Below are 16,100 nucleotides of genomic sequence, written 5' to 3' on the forward strand. Positions count from 1 at the left end.
CGGATCTCCTCATATATTCGCCCGTCGTACCCTTACGGCCATGCGACAGCGCCCCATCCCCGGTACCACCGGCCTCGTCCGCACCATGAGCCTGCTGGGTGATCCGGTGCTCCATTCCGCCTGCGCCGAGGTCACCGACTTCGGCCCCGAACTCGACCGTCTCATCGAGGACATGTTCGCCACGATGTACGCCGCCCAGGGCGTCGGCCTCGCCGCGAACCAGATCGGAACCGGGCAGCGCGTCTTCGTCTACGACTGCCCGGACGACGATGACGTCCGCCATGTGGGACACGTGGTCAACCCGCGCCTGGTCGAGGCCGACGGGGACGAGTTCCTCGGCCCCGAGGGCTGCCTGTCGCTGCCCGGGCTGGAGGCGGGCACCGCCCGCTTCGACCGGGCGGTCGTCGAGGGGGTCACCTCCGACGGGAAGCCGGTGCGGATCGAGGGCACCGGGTTCTTCGCCCGCTGCCTCCAGCACGAGTGCGACCACCTCGACGGCACCGTCTACGCGGACCGGGTGACCGGTCTGCGCGCCCGGCTGCTGCGCCGGGCGATCCGCAAGACCTCCTGGGGCAGGGCGGCCGGGCAGCGGTAGGCGGACGCCGCCGGGCCCGGGCGGCTCAGAAGCCCGGGCCGTCCTCGCGGTTGCCGGCGGTGGCCAGGCGGCCCCACAGCAGGTCGGTGAGCCCGGCCACCAGCTCGGCCCGGGAACAGGGCCGCTCGCCGAGCCACCAGTCCCCGGCGGCGTGCATCATGCCGACGATGCCGTGCCCCCAGATCCGTGCCAGCCGCTCCCCGCCCGGGCCGAGGTCGACGCGCTCGCCCACCACCTCCGCCAGCTCCTCGCCGAGCCGGCGCAGCAGCGGGGCGGAGTGCAGGCCGACGTCGAAGCCGCGCTCGGAGCTCTGCGAGTCCTCGGCGGGGTGCATCAGGAACCGGTAGACCTGGGGGCGGGCCTCGATGGCGGCGAGGTAGGTGTCGAGGGTGGACTCCACCCGGCTGCGCCGCTCGGCGGGGGCGTCGAGCGCGGCCCGCAGCGAGTCGAGCAGGGCGTCGGTGTGCCGGACGGCCAGGGCCTGGTAGAGCCCCGCCTTGTCGCCGAAGTGCCGGTAGAGGATGGGCTTGGTGATGCCCGCCTCCGCCGCGATGGCGTTCATGGAGGCCTTGGGGCCGTCCCTGAGGACGACGCGGTCCGCCGCCTCCAACAGCTCGCGCCGGCGGCGCTCGCCCGCTCCGGGCTCGGAGGCCCCGGCCTCCTGGGTGGTCTGCATGACGTGTTTCTCTCCCCGCCCTTGCGATGTGCGTGACGCCCACGCAACGTAACACCCCGCACACCCTGGCGAACGAACCGGCGGCGCTTGACAGTGCTTACCGGCCGGTAACAGACTGTGGCCATCGTAAATGTTACCGGCAGTAACCCGCGGGGCGGGTCCGCCGGATGTGGCCGTGAGGCCGTGTGGAGCAGCTGGAGGGGACATGGCGGAGTTCACCATGGAGCTCAACGAAGACCAGAAGCAGGTCCGCGACTGGATCCACGGCTTCGCCGCCGACGTGATCCGGCCCGCGGCCGCGGAGTGGGACGAGCGCGAGGAGACCCCCTGGCCGGTGATCCAGGAGGCCGCCAAGGTCGGCATCTACTCGCTGGACTTCTACGCCCAGCAGTTCTTCGACCCGACCGGCCTGGGCATCCCGATGGCCATGGAGGAGCTCTTCTGGGGCGACGCGGGCATCGCCCTGTCCATCGTGGGCACCGGCCTCGCCGCCATCGGCGTCCTCGCCAACGGCACCGAGGAGCAGATCGGCACCTGGATCCCGCAGATGTACGGCACCCCCGACGACGTGAAGGTCGCCGCCTTCTGCTCCTCCGAGCCGGACGCCGGCTCCGACGTCGGCGCCATGCGCACCCGGGCCGTCTACGACCAGGCCGCGGACGAGTGGGTGCTGAACGGCACCAAGACCTGGGCCACCAACGGCGGCATCGCCAACGTCCACATCGTGGTGGCCGTGGTCGACCCCGATCTCGGCACCAAGGGCCACGCCTCCTTCATCGTCCCGCCGGGCACCCCGGGCCTCTCCCAGGGGCAGAAGTTCAAGAAGCACGGCATCCGCGCCTCCCACACGGCCGAGGTGGTGCTGGAGGACGTCCGGATCCCCGGCTCCTGCCTGCTCGGCGGCAAGGAGAAGCTCGACGAGCGGCTCGCGCGGGCCCGCGAGAAGGCGAAGGCGGGCGGGGAGAGGGTGAAGAACGCCGCCATGGCCACCTTCGAGGCCTCGCGGCCCGCCGTCGGCGCCATGGCGGTCGGCACCGCCCGCGCCGCCTACGAGGTCGCCCTCGACTACGCGAAGACCCGCACCCAGTTCGGCCGCCCGATCATCGACAACCAGGGCGTGGCCTTCCAGCTCGCGGACATGCGCACGCAGATCGACGCGGCCCGGCTGCTGGTGTGGCGGGCGTCGTGGATGGCGATCGCGGGGAAGCCCTTCACGGCGGCGGAGGGCTCCATGTCGAAGCTCTACGCGAGCGAGGTGGCCAAGAAGGTCACCGCCCAGGCGGTCCAGATCCTCGGCGGCAACGGCTTCACCCGGGAGTACCCGGTGGAGCGGATGCACCGCGACGCGGCCATTTACACGATCTTCGAAGGGACGAGCGAGATCCAGCGCCTGGTGATCGCCCGCACCCTCTCGGGGATGCCGATCCGCTGACCCCCCGGGTCCTGTGATCCCCGCCACTCCGGCGGGGGTCGCGGGGCGGTGGGTTGTGATGATCGTCCCGGTTTGAGGGGGGTGTGCGCCGTGGTGTTCCCGGGGCGTCGGGCTCCGGCCCGCCGGGGAAGATCCGGATAACGGGCATGAGCGCATGGTGAGCGGGCATACACACCCTGAACTCGACCTCGAATATGGGTTCCGTCCGGGGGCGACGATCAGTAATACTCGCCGCCACCGTGGATGGCGGAATCGACCGGGTGACCACCGGCCCTCCCGCCCCACACTGCGAGGAGGTGCGCCATGTGCTCCCACCAGCCCCCCTGCCCGCCCGCCGACAGCGCCGACCGTGACGCTGCCCGCACCGTGGCCTTCCATCCCGAACAGGGGTGGAGCCTGCTCTGCAACGGCGTGGTGGTCTTCGACGACACCGGGGAACTGCTCCCCGAAGGCCGGACGGTGGAACCCCGTCGCCCGGCCCTGGTCTGAGCGAGGAGGCAGCATGCGCCAGCAGCTGATCCGCAAGCCCGTCCCCAAGCCCGCCCCCCGAGACCTGGATCTGCGCACACCGTCGGGCAGACCCCTCCCGTACTGACGGGAGCCCTCGCCTTACGGCGTCCACCGGCCGCGCCTCAGCCGGTGGACGCCGCCGCACCGCCCCGGAACGCGGTCTCGTACGCCGCGTCGCCGATCGCCGCCCTGGCCTGCCGCTCGCCCTGGTCCCGCAGGGCCGTCAGCGAGGGCGAGCCCATCTGCGGCCGCCCCACCGTGCGCCACCAGGCGTGCCCGGTGCCGAGCAGCCGCGCCGCCAGTTCCCCGTCGCCCAGGGCCGCCACCGCCGCCGCGAGCAGGTCCAGGCCGATCGCGATGCCGAAGCGGTCGTTCAGCAGCCGCTTGCCCGAGAGCATCGCCCGTACGTGCCGGGCGGCCTCGCCGTGCTGCCCGAGCCCGAGCGCCGCGAAGGCCAGGACGTAGTCCGCGTAGGCCCGCAGCCAGCGCTCGCCCAGCTCCACGCACGCCTCGCGCAGCCCGTGCGCCTCCTCGGCGGCCTCCTCGAAGCGCCCCAGGTCGCACAGGGCGTACGCGCTCACCAGCTGGCACAGCAGCAGCCCCGCGCCGTCCCCGTCCCCGCCGTGGCCCGCCCGCGCCGGGGGTCCCGCCAGCGCGAGCGCCCGTACCGGGTCGCCCGGCATCAGGAGCGACACCGACCGCAGGTAGGCGGCGCGCAGCCGGCCCTCCGGATCGCCCAGCGCGTCCGCCGCCCGTACGCAGGCCAGGCCCGTCATCCGGGCCGCCGCCAGGTCGCCCTGGAGCAGCATCGTCAGCCCGAGCGTCCACAGGGCCTGGGCGTGCGGGGCCCCCGTCGGCGGGACCTGGGCCAGGGCCCGCTCCAGGAACCCGCGGCCCTCCTGGAGGTGGCCGCAGGAGAACCAGAAGAACCACAGGGCGCCGGCCATCTCCAGCGCCGCCGCGGGGTCGGTCCCGAGCAGGTGCTCCAGCGCGGTGCGCAGCTGGGCGTGCTCGGCGCTCATCCTGCGGTACCAGTCCACCTGGCCGGGCCCCATCCAGCCCCGTTCGGCGGCCCGGGCCAGGGCGGCGTACCAGTGGGCGTGGCGGTCCGCGACGGTGCGCACCTCGTCCAGCTCGGCCAGCCAGTCGTGGCCGAACTCGCGGATGGTGTCCAGCATCCGGTAGCGGGCCCCCGCGCCCCGCTCCCGGGAGCGGCGTACGACGGACTTCGAGACCAGCCCCTCCAGCAGCCGCTCCACCCGCGCCGCGGGCAGCGGCCCGCCGGCGCACACCGTCCGGGCGGCGGCCACGTCGAAGTCCCCGGCGAACACCGACAGCCGGGCCCACAGCAGCCGTTCGAGCGGCTCGCACAGCTCGTGGCTCCACCCGATCGCGGTCCGCAGGGTCCGGTGCCGGGCCGGGAGCGCGGCCCGGGTGGTGTCGGAGAGCACCTCGAAGCGGGCCCCGAGCAGCTGCGCCATCCGCTCCAGCGTCCACACCCGCAGCCGGGCCCCGGCCAGTTCCAGCGCGAGCGGGATGCCGTCCAGACGGCGGCAGACCTCGGCCGCGAGGGCGGCCCGGGCGGGGTCGGCGAGGGTGGCGGCGGCCTGCGGGGAGGCGGTCAGGGCGCGGGCCCGGAAGAGGGCGAGGGCATCGCTCTCGGGACCGTCGCAGGGCAGCGGGCGGACCTCCACGACGGTCTCGCCGGGGGAGCCGAGCCGCTCGCGGGAGGTGACCAGCACCGTCAGGCCGGGTGCGGACTGCAGGAGTTCACCGACCAGGTGCCGGACCGGGGTGACCAGGTGCTCGCAGGTGTCGAGGACGATGAGCAGGTCCTTGTCGGCCATCCACGCGCACAGTTCCTCGTCCAGCGACTGGTCGGCGTGCCCGGCGACGCCGATGGTCAGGCCGAGGGCGTGGGCGAGGGTGGTGGTCAGGAGCCCGGGGTCGCGCAGCGGGGAGAGCTCCACCCACCAGACCCCGTGGGGCCGCGCCCGGGCGGTCCGGGCGGCGGCCCGCAGGGCGAGCCGCGACTTGCCGACTCCGCCCACCCCCGCCAGGGTGATCAGTCTTCGCTGGTCCAGCAGACCGCCGAGGCGGTCGAGTTCGGCCTCGCGGCCGACGAAGCTCGCCGTCTCCGGCGGCAGGTTTCCCGGCACGGCGCCAGATTCTGACGCATGGTCGCCGCCCGTGGCACCTGTCTGACTGTGGTTGACCGAGTACTCACCGAACACGGTTGTATTGTGCGCGATCTTCTTGTGCGCTCGTGCCGTTCGGCCCGGATCGGTGGTGGGCGGTTCCCGGGGTGTCAGCCCTGGAGGGTGATGCGGCGTTCCTCCGAGAAGGCGCCCCAGTTGCCGTCGGGCAGGCGGGCGCGGAGTTTCAGGGTCCAGGCGGTGCCGGCCGGCTCCGTCGTGGTGAGCCGGTAGGCGGCGCGGCCCTTCGGGACGGCTCCGGCGCCGAACTGGATGACCGTGACGGGACGGTCGTTGACGTAGAGCTGGTACTCGCTCGTCTCGCGGCCGGTGTCCGGGGCGGTCCAGCCGAGGTCCACCGTGCCGGGGGAGGCGGCGGCGGTGAACGCGCCGGGCGCGGTGCCGGGGCCCTGCGCGGGGTCGTCGGGGGTGGTCAGGGCGACGGCCGGGCCGTCGGGGGAGCTGTTGTCGGAGCCGTCGCGGGCCCGGACCGTGAAGGAGTAGGCGGTGCCCGGCTGGAGCCCGGTCAGGGTGGTGGAGGTCGCGGCGGCGCCCTCGGTGTGGATCCGGATCCCGCCCTGGTAGACGTCGTACGCCGTCACGCCCGTGTCGTCCGTCGCCGGGGTCCAGTCCAGCCGCGCGGTCCGGGGGCCCTCGGCGCGGCCGGCGGTGGTGGGCGGGGCGGTGGGCGGCTGCCGGTCGTCGGGCTTGGCGGCGGGGGTGGTGGCCTGCGCGGCGGCGCCGGCGGGGGAGTGGTTCCCGGCGGCGTCCCTGGCCCGGACGGTGAAGGAGTAGGCGGTCCGGGGGGTGAGCCCGGTGATGTCCACCATGGTCTTCTCGGCGGGGAGTTCCCGGACGATCCGGCCGTTCTGGAAGACCTGGTAGCCGGTGACCCCGTCGGCGGGGGCGGCCGCCTCCCACATCACGTGGACCGAGGTGGCGCTGCCCGCCTGGGCGGTGAGCCCGGCGGGGGCGTGCGGGGGCGTGGTGTCCGCGTCCGCTCCGCAGGCGGCCAGGGCGGGGGCGGCCAGGCAGAGGGCGAGTGCCGCGAGGACCGCCCCGGCGCGGCGCGGGGCCGTGATGGGTCGCACGGGGGTGCCCTCCTCGTACGTGCTCTCGTAAAGGTCTAGACATATATGGCACGAGCGGGGGCGGCCGGACAAGACCCCTGTGGCCGGGAACCGGCGCCCGTATGGCCGGGTTCGTCTTCTTCTGATCGCGTCTGGCATTATTGCGATCTCTTTGCAATTACAGATGACCTTAAACAGGGATGTGCACACCATGACGGCCCGGAACGTACGGGGAGCCGCGGCCGCGGCGCTCGCCGCCGCACTCATCACGGGCGTGACGGCCTGCTCGAACCCCTCGGCCCCCGCCCGGGCCGACTCCGCCGTCGTCGGCATCGCCACCGAACCCGAGAGCCTCAGCCCGCTGCTCGGCTACGGCAAGGACGGGAACTCCAAGATCTTCGACGGGCTCCTCACCCACGACGCGGACATGAAGCTCAGGCCCGCGCTCGCCGAGGCCCTGCCGGAGGTCTCCGCCGACGGCCGCACCTACACCTACCGGCTGCGCCAGGGCGTCGAATTCAGCGACGGGGAGCCCTTCTCCGCCAAGGACGTCGAGTTCACCTACCGCACCATCCTCGACCCCAAGACCAACAACGCCTCCCGCACCGAGCTCGACGCGATCGAGAGCGTCACCGCCCAGGGCGCCGACCGGGTCGTCTTCACCCTCAAGTACCCCTACGCGCCCTTCGCCGAGCGCACCGTCCTGCCCATCGCCCCCGAGCACGTCGCGGGCCGGCAGGACGTCAACAGCGGCGAGTTCACCACCCGGCCCGTGGGCACCGGCCCCTACGTCCTCACCGGCTGGTCCAAGGGCGAGAAGCTCAGCTTCAAGGCCAACCCCGGCTACTGGGGCGGCGAGCCCGCCGTGAAGAACCTCACCATGGCCGTAGTCAAGGACGACGACGTCCGCGCCACCCGGCTGCGCTCCGGCGAGCTCGACGCCGCGATCCTGCCGCCGAACCTCGCCCGGGGCTTCGCGAAGGACTCCTCCCGTACGACGTACGCGGCCAAGACCTTCGACTACCGCAACGTGACCCTGCCGACGCACCACCCGGTCACCGGTGACGCGGCCGTGCGCCGGGCGCTGGACATCGCCGTCGACCGGCAGGCCATGGTGGACAAGCTCCTCGACCACGCGGGCAAGGCCGCCTACGGGCCCGTGCCGACCGACAGCCGCTGGTTCACCCCGGGCACGGAGCGCCCGTACGACCTCGAACGGGCGAAGCGGATCCTCGACGAGGCGGGCTGGAAGACCGGCCCGGACGGCATCCGCGTCAAGGACGGGGTCCGGGCCGCCTTCCCGCTCTGGTACACCTCCGGCGACAAGATCCGCCAGGACCACGCGCTGGCCTTCGCCTCCGACGCCAAGAAGGCGGGCGTGGAGGTGCGGACCGAGGCCGGTACCTGGGAGGTCATCGAACCCCGGATGAAGACCGACGCCGTCCTCGCCGGCGGCGGCTCCCCGGCCGACCCCGACTTCGACCAGTACCAGCTGCTGACCTCCTCCCTCGCCGGCGACGGCTTCAACAACATGGCCCGGTACGACAACCCCGTCGTCGACCGCGCCCTCGCCGACGGCCGCACCAGCGGCGACCCGGCTGTCCGCAAGACCGCCTACGACACCGTCCAGCGCGAGCTCGCCCAGAACCCCGGCTACGTCTTCCTGACCCACATCGACCACCTCTACGTCGTCTCCGACAAGTGGGAGGGCCCCTCCACCCAGGTCGAGCCGCACGACCACGGCCTCGGCGCCGGCCCCTGGTGGAACGTCGAGAACTGGAAGCCGAAGCAGAAGTGACCCCCCGCCCCCCGCGGCCGCCCTGGGGGCCGATGGCGCGGATGACCGGGCGGCGGCTGCTCGCCGCCGGCCCGGTCCTGCTCGCCGTCACCCTCGGCGTCTTCGCCGTCGCCGCGCTCTCCCCCTTCGACCCCGTCAAGGCCTACGCCGGCACCGCCGGACTCACCGCCTCCGGAGCCGAACTCGACCAGCTGCGCGCCAACCTCGGCGTGGACCGGCCCTTCACCGTCCGCTGGTGGGACTGGCTGACCTCCGCCCTCACCGGCGACCTCGGGAACTCCACCGCCCTGCGGCAGCCCGTCGCCGACGCGATCGCCGAGCGCCTCGGCTGGTCGGCGCTGCTCGCGGGCTGCGCCTTCGCCGTGGCGGTCCTCCTCGGCACGGCCCTCGGCGTACTCGCCGCGCGCCGCCGGGGCGGGGCGCTGGACCGGACGGTCAGCGGCCTCGCGTACACCCTGGAGGCGGCTCCCGCCTTCTGGCTGGGCCTGCTGGCCATCTGGTTCTTCTCCGTCCGGCTGGGCGTCCTGCCCTCCGGCGGGCTCACCGACGCGGCAGCCGACACGGTCACCGCCGGGCAGGTCGCCTCCCACCTGGTACTGCCCGCGCTGGTGCTCGGCATCTCGCAGCTGCCCTGGTTCTTCCTCTACGTGCGCCAGGGGGTCGCCGACGCCCTCGACGAGGACCCCGTACGCGGGGCCCGCGCCCGGGGCCTGTCCCCGCGGCGGGTCCTGACGGGGCACGCCCTGCGCTCCGGAATGCTCCCGATGCTGACCCTCATCGGCTCCCGGGTGCCCGAACTGATCACCGGAGCCCTCCTCGTGGAGACCGTCTTCAGCTGGCCCGGCATCGCCGCCGCCACCGTGCAGGCCGCCACCTCGGTGGACTTCCCCCTGCTGGCCGCGCTGACCGTGCTGGCCACGGCCGCGGTGCTCGCCGGCAACCTGCTGTCCGACCTGCTGTACGGGCTCGCCGACCCGAGGGTGGGCTTCGATGGCTGACACCGCCACACCGGCGGCCTGGCGCACCCGCGGCCGGGACCGCCGCTCCACCCGCGCCCTGCGGGTGCGCGCCTCGGCGGCCGTGGCGGCCCTGCTGGCCCTGGCCGTGCTGGTGGTGCCGCCGCTGGTCCAGCTCGACCAGCAGGCCGTCGACCTCTCCGCGAAACTGCTCCCGCCCTCCTGGGCGCACCCCTTCGGCACCGACGACGTGGGCAGGGACCTGCTGCTGCGCTGCGTCTACGGGCTGCGGGTGTCCCTGCTGGTCGGGCTGGTCGCGGCGGTCGTCGCCACCGTCGTCGGCACGGCCGTCGGCGCGGCCGCGGGGGCGCTCGGCGGCTGGACCGACCGGCTGCTGATGCGGGCGGTCGACACCCTGTCGTCCGTACCGCACCTGCTGCTGGGGGTGTTCGTCGTCGCCCTGTTCCGGCCGGGGGTCTGGCCGGTGGTGGCGTCCGTCGCGGTGACCCACTGGCTGTCCACCGCCCGGATCGTGCGCGCCGAGGTGCTCTCCCTGCGCGGCCGCCCGTACGTGGACGCGGCCGTGTCCGGCGGCGCCTCGCGGTGGCGGGTCACCGTCCGCCACCTGCTGCCCGGGGTGCTGCCGCAGGCCGGGCTGGCGGCGGTGCTGATGGTCCCGCACGCCATGTGGCACGAGTCCGCCCTGTCCTTCCTCGGCCTCGGCCTGCCCGCCCACCAGGCCAGCCTCGGCACCCTCGTGCAGGGCGGCCGGGGCTCCCTGCTCGCCGGGGACTGGTGGCCCACGCTCTTCCCCGGCCTGCTGCTGATCCTCCCGACGCTGGCCATCGCCGGCCTCGCGGGCGCCTGGCGCGACCGCCTCAACCCCCGCCGACGCTCGGAGACCGCCCTGTGACCCGCCCCGACCCCGGCCCGCAGGGGCGGGCCCCCGCCGACCGCCCCGGCGGCACGGCCGCGCCCGTGTCCGACCCCGCCGCGCCCGTGTCCGACCCCGTCTCGCCCGCGTCCGCGTCCGGCCCCGCCGTGCTCGCGTCCGACCCCGTCCCGTCCGCGTCCGGCCCCGCCGTGCTGCGCGTCCAGGGGCTCTCCGTGCGCTTCCGCATGGGCGGCGGCCGTTACGTCGAGGCCGTTTCCGGAGCGGAGTTCGCGCTGGCGGCGGGGGAGTGCCTGGTGCTCGTCGGGGAGAGCGGCTGCGGGAAGTCCGTCCTGGCCTCCGCCCTGCTCGGGCTGCTCCCCGGCAACGCAGAGACCGCCGGATCGGCCCTCCTCGCCGACGGCCTCGACCTGCTCGCCGCCGACGAGGACACCCTCGCCCGCACCGTACGGGGCCGCCGCGTCGGCCTGGTCCCGCAGAGCCCCGCCGCCCACCTCACCCCGGTCCGCACCGTCCGCTCCCACCTGGAGGAGACCGTCCGGGCACTCACCGGCACCCGCGCCCCCCGCGAGGCCGCCGAGGCCGCGGCCGCCCGGGCCGCCTTCCCCGCGACCCACCTCGACCACCACCCCCACCAGCTCTCCGGCGGCCTCGCCCAGCGCGCCGCCACCGCCCTCGCGCTCATCGGGGACGCCCCGCTGCTCCTCGCCGACGAGCCGACCACGGGCCTCGACCGGGACCTCGTCGAGCGCACCGCCGACGAACTGCGCGCCCACACCCGGGCCGCCGGCCGCGCCCTCCTGATGATCACCCACGACCTCGCCGCCGCCGAGCGCATCGCCGACACCGTCGCCGTCATGTACGCCGGCCGGATCGTGGAACTCGGCCCCGCCGCCGCCTTCTTCGGCGCACCCGGGCCCCGCCACCCCTACGCCCGCGGCCTCCTCGACGCCCTGCCCGAACGTGCCTTCACCCCGGTCCCGGGCTCCCCGCCCGAGCTCGGTGACCTCCCGCCCGGCTGCGCCTTCGCCCCCCGCTGCGCCCTCGCCGACCCGCTCTGCCGGACCGTCCGGCCCGCGCTCACCGAAGGGGTGGCCTGCCACCGTGCTTGAGCTCCAGGGCATCACCGCCGGCTACGACCACCGCAGCCCCGTCGTCCGCGACGCCCACCTCGCCCTGCGCCCCGGCGAGGCCCTCGGCCTGCTCGGGCCCAGCGGCTGCGGCAAGTCCACCCTGGCCCGGGTCGCCGCCCTGCTGCACCGGCCCGACCGGGGGACGGTGGTCCTCGACGGCACCCCCGTGACCGGCTTCCGGCACCGGGCCCCGCGCGCCCTGCGCACCGCCGTGGGCGTCGTCTTCCAGCAGCCCCGGCTCTCCGCGGACCCCCGCCTCACGCTGCGCGACCTCGTCGCGGAACCGCTCCGCGCCACGGGCCGCCGGCGCGGGGCGGACGAGGCCGTCGCGGCCCTGGCCGAACGGGTCGGACTCGGGCCGGACCTGCTCGGCCGGCGCCCCCACGAGGTCAGCGACGGCCAGCTCCAGCGCGCCTGCCTGGCCCGGGCCCTGGTGCTGCGGCCCCGCTGGCTGGTGTGCGACGAGATGACCGCGATGCTCGACGCCTCCACCACCGCGGCCCTGGTCGGCGTGGTCGAGGAGTACCGGGGGGAGACCGGAGCCGGTCTGCTCGCCGTCGGACACGATCCGGTGCTGCTCGGCCGCTGGTGCGACCGTACGGCCGACTGGGGTGACATCGCGGGCGGTTGACCGTCTGTTGCGCGCTCATGAATCATCGGGCGCGGCCATGGACTCCTCGGGCGGTGCGATCTAGCGTCTGGCGGCGGCGCGATGTCAGACGCAATGTCAACAGCACCGAACCAGAAGGAGCAAACCGGGATGTTCCGAAGAGCGCTGAACTGCGCCGTGGCCCCCGCCCTCGCCGTCCTGACGTTACTGGCCTGGACCGGCCCCGCCCATGCCCGGGAGATCCCCCAGGCCCCCGGCCACCGGCTGGTCGGCCACTACGACGGCGCCCCCGCGACCGCCGCCCCGCTGCCGGGCGGACCCCCGCCGCAGCACCCCTTCCTCGCGCCCAACGGACGCAGCGGCATGCACTCCGACGCGGGCGGCAGCGCCACCTCCCCGTGGTCCGGACCGCTGGGCAGGAACCCGCAGGTCACCAGCGAGAAGATCGCCGCACTCGGCGGAGAGTGCGCCACCGCCACCTTCGACGCGGGCGGCCGCCTCGTCACCGTCTGCGGCACCTTCTCCGGCTTCGAGGTCAGGCTCCTGGAGCCCCGTACGCTCGCCACGCTCGCGGAATACCGGCTCCCGCAGCGCTCCTCGACGGTCGAGGCGATCACCTCGCTCGACTTCTCGAAGATCTTCAAGGACACCTCGGGCGGCGCCTACTTCTACCTGGACGACCAGGACCGCGCGGTCCTGGCCGACTCCCGCCAGCACGTCCTGCGCCTGGCCCACTCCCAGAACCCCGACGGGAGCTGGAAGTTCACCGTCGACGACGACTGGGACCTCACCGGCCAGGTCCCGCACGACTGCGTCAGCTGGACCAACCTGTGGCCCAGCGGCACCTGCGACCCCGTCACCTCCGTCATGCCCGACTGGAACGGGCTCATCTGGTGGGTCACCCGCCAGGGCCGCGTCGGCACCGTGGACCCCGTGACCTCGCGGATCCGTTCCGTCCGGCTGGAGGGCGAGGAGATCCAGAACTCCTTCTCGGTCGCCCGCGACGGCGTCTCCATCGTCTCCGACCACGCCCTCTACAGCTTTCGGGCCGCCGCCGACGGCACCCCCGAGGCACAGTGGCGCCAGACGTACGACCGCGGGACCGGGACCAAGCCCGGCTCCGTGAACCAGGGTTCGGGCACCACCCCGGACCTCTTCGGCGACGGGTACGTCGCCATCACCGACAACGCCGACGACCGGATGAACGTCCTGGTCTACCGGCGCGGCACCGACGTCCCCGCCGACCGGCGGCTGGTCTGCAAGGTGCCCGTCTTCGGCTCCGGCGCCTCGACCACCGACAACTCCCTGATCACCTGGGGCAACAGCATCGTCGTCGAGAACAACTACGGCTACGAGAACGTCACCTCGCTGCTGCTGGGCAAGTCGGTCGTCGGCGGCGTCAGCCGCATCGACGTCCGCGCGGACGGCAGCGGCTGCGACACGGTCTGGGAGAGCGCGATCCGCTCGCCCTCCGTCGTCCCCAAGCTCTCCACCGGCAACGGGCTGCTCTACTTCTACGAGAAGGAGCCCAACGCCTGGGGCATCGACGCCTGGTACCTCACCGCCGTGGACTTCCGCACCGGCGAACGCCGCTGGCGGCAGCTGACGGGCACCGGCCCGCTGTACGACAACAACTGGGCGCCGATCACCCTCGGCCCCGACGGCACCGCCTACGTCGGCGTGTTCAACGGCATCGTCGCCGTCCGCGACGGCGGCTGAACCGGCCGCCGGTGGAGGTCCCCGCCCGAGGGACGGGCGGGGACCTCCACCGGGGAGCTACACCGCGGACTCCAGCCGGCGCTCCCGCTCCTTCGGCTCCCGAGGCCCGGGCGCGGCCGGGGGCGCGGCCCGGACCAGGTCCAGGCCGGCCTCCAGGTCGTCCAGGGCGAGACGGGCCGCGGTGATCCGGTCGCGGACCTCGTCGGCGGCGTCCCTGTCCCGCGTCGCCCGCTCCCGGGCCCGGGCGTCGGCCTCCTCCATCTCCCGCGCCTCGTCGAGAGAGTTGAGCACCACCCCGATCAGGACGTTGACCAGCACGAACGAGGCGAGGAGCGCGTAGGAGGCGTAGTAGAGGATGCTGAACCGGGAGATCTCCAGACCCGCCCGGACGGCGTCCGTCAGCCCGTCCAGGGTGGTGAGCAGGAACAGGGTGAGCGCCGCCCGGCCGATCGAGCCGTAGTGCTGCGGGTCGGAGTGCGCGAAGCAGACCCAGCCGACCATCGCGTACACGTACACCACCAGCGCGCCGACGAACAGGAAGCTCGCCGTGCCCGGCAGGCTCCGCCCGACCGCGAGCAGCAGGATGCGCAGATGGGGCAGGAAACGGGCGGTGCGCAGCACGCGGGCGAGGCGCAGCAGCCGCAGCACGGTGGTGTTCGAGCGCAGGAACGGCAGGAAGGCCGAGGCCACGATCAGCAGGTCGAAGATGTTCCACGGGTCCCGGAAGAATGCTTTCGGCCGGTCCGCGTAGGAGCCCAGGCGCAGCACCATCTCCAGGGTGAACAGGACCAGGCAGCCGTCCTCCGCCAGCTGCAGGATCCGGCCCTGGGACGCGGCCAGGCCGCTGTACGTCTCGGCCCCCATCAGGCCCGCGTTGATCAGGATCACGGCGAAGACGCCCATGCCGAACGAGGGGGCCTCGGTGATCCGCCGGCAGTGGGCCGCAAGTCTCGCGCGGCCGGACCGGGCCCGCACGGTGTCCGTGTCCGTCATCTGTCTCCTCGTACTCGTAGGGCTCGTGGTGAGCGCCGGCGCACGCACCGGCCCGTACCTCTAACGCCCCGCCGCCGAACGGGTTTCAGCGGACCCCGTGGGCGCGCGACCCCGCCCCGGGGCTTAAGCCCGCGGGCCGATTCCCCCGCCGAGTGCGGTGATTACTGTCGCGGCATGAACACAACAGCGCTACGAGCGCCCTTCGGGACGGACGCGGGAGGGCGGGTGCGCACCGCCCTCCTCGACACGGGCGCGGCCCTGCTCTACCTCCTCACCGCCGGCCTGCTCCTCGCCGCCGGCCCCCAGAACACCGGTTTGGTCGCGGCGGCCGTTCTGCTGCTCGCGCTGAGCCTGCTGGCCGGAATGCTCCGGCGGCGGCCGTCGGCGGCACTGGCCCTGACCGTCCTCGCCGCCACCTTCACCGCCTTCGGGTCGATGGGGCCGCACGGCCCGGACCGGCTGCTCGGCTACCTCCCGGTGGACCTGGTCCTCGGCCTCGTCGTGGCCGTGCGCCCCCGCCGGCAGGCGATCGCCGCCGGCGCCGCCGTCGCGGTGGTGGAGGTCCTGGCCGTCGGCCTGCTCGCGCCCGGTGCCACCCTCATCGCCGCGCTGCTGATCTCGGTCCTGGCCCTGGGCACCTGCTGCATGGCCGGGCTGCTCGTGCGCCAGCGGCGGGTCCACGCCGTGGAACTGCGCGCCCAGGCCGTGTCCGAGGCGGTGACCGCCGAACGGCTGCGCATCGCACGGGAGCTGCACGACATGGTGGCCCACAGCATCGGGGTCGTCGCCATCCAGGCGGGGGTGGGCAGGCGGGTCATCGCCACGCGGCCCGAGGAGGCGCGCGGCGCGCTGGAGGCCATCGAGAACACCAGCCGGGAGACCCTCGCCGGGCTGCGCCGGACCCTGGTCGCCCTGCGCCGGGCCGAACCCGGGGACGGGAACCCCGCCCCGACCGGGCCCGCGCCGGGCCTCGCCGACCTCGACGCGCTGGCCGCCTCGCTCGCGGGCTCGGGCGTCGGAGTGGAGGTCCGCTGGACCGGCGAGCCGCGCCCGCTGCCCGCGGACATCGACCTGTCCGTCTACCGGATCGTGCAGGAGGCCCTCACCAACGTCGTCCGGCACGCCGGCGGCTCCGCCCGGGCCCGGGTGACCGTGGAGTTCCGGGAGGAGGAGCTGCGGGTGGAGGTGGCCGACGACGGCAGGGGCGCGGCGGTGCGCCCCGGCAAGCCCGGCTTCGGCATCACGGGCATGTACGAGCGGGTCGGGCTGCTCGGGGGCCGCTTCAGCGCCGGACCGCGCCCCGAGGGCGGCTTCCGGGTGGCGGCGGAGATCCCGCTGACCGCCGGGGAACCGGGGGAGCGGCGATGACCGGGGGTCCCTTCCGGGTGATGCTCGTCGACGACCAGCCGCTGATCCGCTCCGGACTGCGGGTGCTGATCGACGAGACGCCCGACCTGGAGGTGGTGGCCGAGGCCGGCACGGGCGCGGAGGCCGTCGAACGGGCCGCCGCGCACGGACCCG

Annotated in this window: 14 protein-coding genes; 10 read left to right on the top strand and 4 right to left on the bottom strand. The window is 74.3% G+C overall.

Annotated features, from left to right (window positions below):
* The first annotated feature begins 40 nt into the window (after window positions 1–40).
* Entirely contained in the window at window positions 41–595 is a 555-nt protein-coding gene (gene def, locus AB0O29_RS20330) for a peptide deformylase (RefSeq protein WP_365153311.1), read from the top strand.
* 25 nt (window positions 596–620) lie between these two features.
* Here def and AB0O29_RS20335 read toward each other — a convergent pair whose 3' ends face one another.
* Window positions 621–1,271 (bottom strand): TetR family transcriptional regulator, encoded by a 651-nt coding sequence (locus tag AB0O29_RS20335; RefSeq protein WP_365153312.1) that lies wholly within the window; start codon window positions 1,269–1,271, stop codon window positions 621–623.
* Between the two features lie 205 nt (window positions 1,272–1,476).
* Here AB0O29_RS20335 and AB0O29_RS20340 point away from each other — a divergent pair, with 205 nt between their 5' ends.
* Both AB0O29_RS20340 and AB0O29_RS20345 read left to right on the top strand, forming a co-directional pair.
* Window positions 1,477–2,703: an acyl-CoA dehydrogenase family protein gene (locus AB0O29_RS20340; RefSeq protein ID WP_365153313.1), complete on the top strand. Its 1,227-nt coding sequence runs from the start codon at window positions 1,477–1,479 to the stop codon at window positions 2,701–2,703.
* 303 nt (window positions 2,704–3,006) lie between these two features.
* The gene (locus AB0O29_RS20345; RefSeq protein WP_042809879.1) at window positions 3,007–3,192 is read left to right on the top strand and encodes a DUF5999 family protein; all 186 of its coding nucleotides are present in this window, start codon (window positions 3,007–3,009) and stop codon (window positions 3,190–3,192) included.
* 143 nt (window positions 3,193–3,335) lie between these two features.
* Here AB0O29_RS20345 and AB0O29_RS20350 read toward each other — a convergent pair whose 3' ends face one another.
* On the bottom strand, window positions 3,336–5,372 hold the full coding sequence (locus tag AB0O29_RS20350; protein WP_365153314.1) for an NB-ARC domain-containing protein: 2,037 nt from the start codon (window positions 5,370–5,372) through the stop codon (window positions 3,336–3,338).
* A gap of 149 nt (window positions 5,373–5,521) precedes the next feature.
* Window positions 5,522–6,499, bottom strand: a complete 978-nt coding sequence (locus AB0O29_RS20355; RefSeq protein ID WP_365153315.1) for a fibronectin type III domain-containing protein — start codon at window positions 6,497–6,499, stop codon at window positions 5,522–5,524.
* Between the two features lie 190 nt (window positions 6,500–6,689).
* Between AB0O29_RS20355 and AB0O29_RS20360 the strand changes: the two genes are divergently transcribed.
* From AB0O29_RS20360 to AB0O29_RS20385, 6 genes are all read left to right on the top strand, one after another.
* Window positions 6,690–8,276, top strand: coding sequence for an ABC transporter substrate-binding protein (locus AB0O29_RS20360; protein ID WP_365153316.1), 1,587 nt, complete (start codon window positions 6,690–6,692; stop codon window positions 8,274–8,276).
* A 32-nt stretch (window positions 8,277–8,308) separates the two neighbouring features.
* Window positions 8,309–9,274 (top strand): ABC transporter permease, encoded by a 966-nt coding sequence (locus tag AB0O29_RS20365; protein ID WP_365153317.1) that lies wholly within the window; start codon window positions 8,309–8,311, stop codon window positions 9,272–9,274.
* A complete protein-coding gene (locus tag AB0O29_RS20370) occupies window positions 9,267–10,145 on the top strand; it encodes an ABC transporter permease (protein WP_365153318.1) in 879 nt (292 codons plus the stop codon). The genes AB0O29_RS20365 and AB0O29_RS20370 overlap by 8 nt, the downstream gene beginning before the upstream one ends.
* A gap of 128 nt (window positions 10,146–10,273) precedes the next feature.
* Window positions 10,274–11,236 carry an ABC transporter ATP-binding protein gene (locus AB0O29_RS20375; RefSeq protein WP_365153323.1) on the top strand — a complete coding sequence of 321 codons (963 nt, stop codon included), beginning with the start codon at window positions 10,274–10,276 and terminating at the stop codon, window positions 11,234–11,236.
* Complete coding sequence (locus AB0O29_RS20380; RefSeq protein ID WP_365153319.1) at window positions 11,229–11,888, top strand: ATP-binding cassette domain-containing protein; 660 nt, start codon at window positions 11,229–11,231, stop codon at window positions 11,886–11,888. Before AB0O29_RS20375 ends, AB0O29_RS20380 begins: the two co-directional genes overlap by 8 nt.
* 129 nt (window positions 11,889–12,017) lie before the next feature.
* Entirely contained in the window at window positions 12,018–13,586 is a 1,569-nt protein-coding gene (locus AB0O29_RS20385) for a hypothetical protein (RefSeq protein WP_365153320.1), read from the top strand.
* A gap of 57 nt (window positions 13,587–13,643) precedes the next feature.
* Here AB0O29_RS20385 and AB0O29_RS20390 read toward each other — a convergent pair whose 3' ends face one another.
* Window positions 13,644–14,579 carry an ion transporter gene (locus AB0O29_RS20390; protein WP_365153321.1) on the bottom strand — a complete coding sequence of 312 codons (936 nt, stop codon included), beginning with the start codon at window positions 14,577–14,579 and terminating at the stop codon, window positions 13,644–13,646.
* A 174-nt stretch (window positions 14,580–14,753) separates the two neighbouring features.
* Between AB0O29_RS20390 and AB0O29_RS20395 the strand changes: the two genes are divergently transcribed.
* Window positions 14,754–15,947 (top strand): sensor histidine kinase, encoded by a 1,194-nt coding sequence (locus tag AB0O29_RS20395; RefSeq protein WP_365153322.1) that lies wholly within the window; start codon window positions 14,754–14,756, stop codon window positions 15,945–15,947.
* Window positions 15,948–16,100 lie beyond the last annotated feature (153 nt).

Origin of the sequence: Streptomyces sp. NPDC089915 (assembly GCF_040684675.1) — a bacterium.
In the GTDB taxonomy this organism is placed as follows: Bacteria; Actinomycetota; Actinomycetes; order Streptomycetales; family Streptomycetaceae; genus Streptomyces.

What these genes read in the sequence shown, in the direction of transcription:
- AB0O29_RS20365 (WP_365153317.1), top strand. Translation starts at nt 8,309, where the DNA reads ATGGCGCGGATGACCGGGCGGCGGCTGCTCGCCGCCGGCCCGGTCCTG.
- AB0O29_RS20345 (WP_042809879.1), top strand. Translation starts at nt 3,007, where the DNA reads ATGTGCTCCCACCAGCCCCCCTGCCCGCCCGCCGACAGCGCCGACCGT.
- AB0O29_RS20370 (WP_365153318.1), top strand. Translation starts at nt 9,267, where the DNA reads ATGGCTGACACCGCCACACCGGCGGCCTGGCGCACCCGCGGCCGGGAC.
- AB0O29_RS20395 (WP_365153322.1), top strand. Translation starts at nt 14,754, where the DNA reads ATGAACACAACAGCGCTACGAGCGCCCTTCGGGACGGACGCGGGAGGG.
- def (WP_365153311.1), top strand. Translation starts at nt 41, where the DNA reads ATGCGACAGCGCCCCATCCCCGGTACCACCGGCCTCGTCCGCACCATG.
- AB0O29_RS20360 (WP_365153316.1), top strand. Translation starts at nt 6,690, where the DNA reads ATGACGGCCCGGAACGTACGGGGAGCCGCGGCCGCGGCGCTCGCCGCC.
- AB0O29_RS20390 (WP_365153321.1), bottom strand. Translation starts at nt 14,579, where the DNA reads ATGACGGACACGGACACCGTGCGGGCCCGGTCCGGCCGCGCGAGACTT.
- AB0O29_RS20340 (WP_365153313.1), top strand. Translation starts at nt 1,477, where the DNA reads ATGGCGGAGTTCACCATGGAGCTCAACGAAGACCAGAAGCAGGTCCGC.
- AB0O29_RS20385 (WP_365153320.1), top strand. Translation starts at nt 12,018, where the DNA reads ATGTTCCGAAGAGCGCTGAACTGCGCCGTGGCCCCCGCCCTCGCCGTC.
- AB0O29_RS20335 (WP_365153312.1), bottom strand. Translation starts at nt 1,271, where the DNA reads ATGCAGACCACCCAGGAGGCCGGGGCCTCCGAGCCCGGAGCGGGCGAG.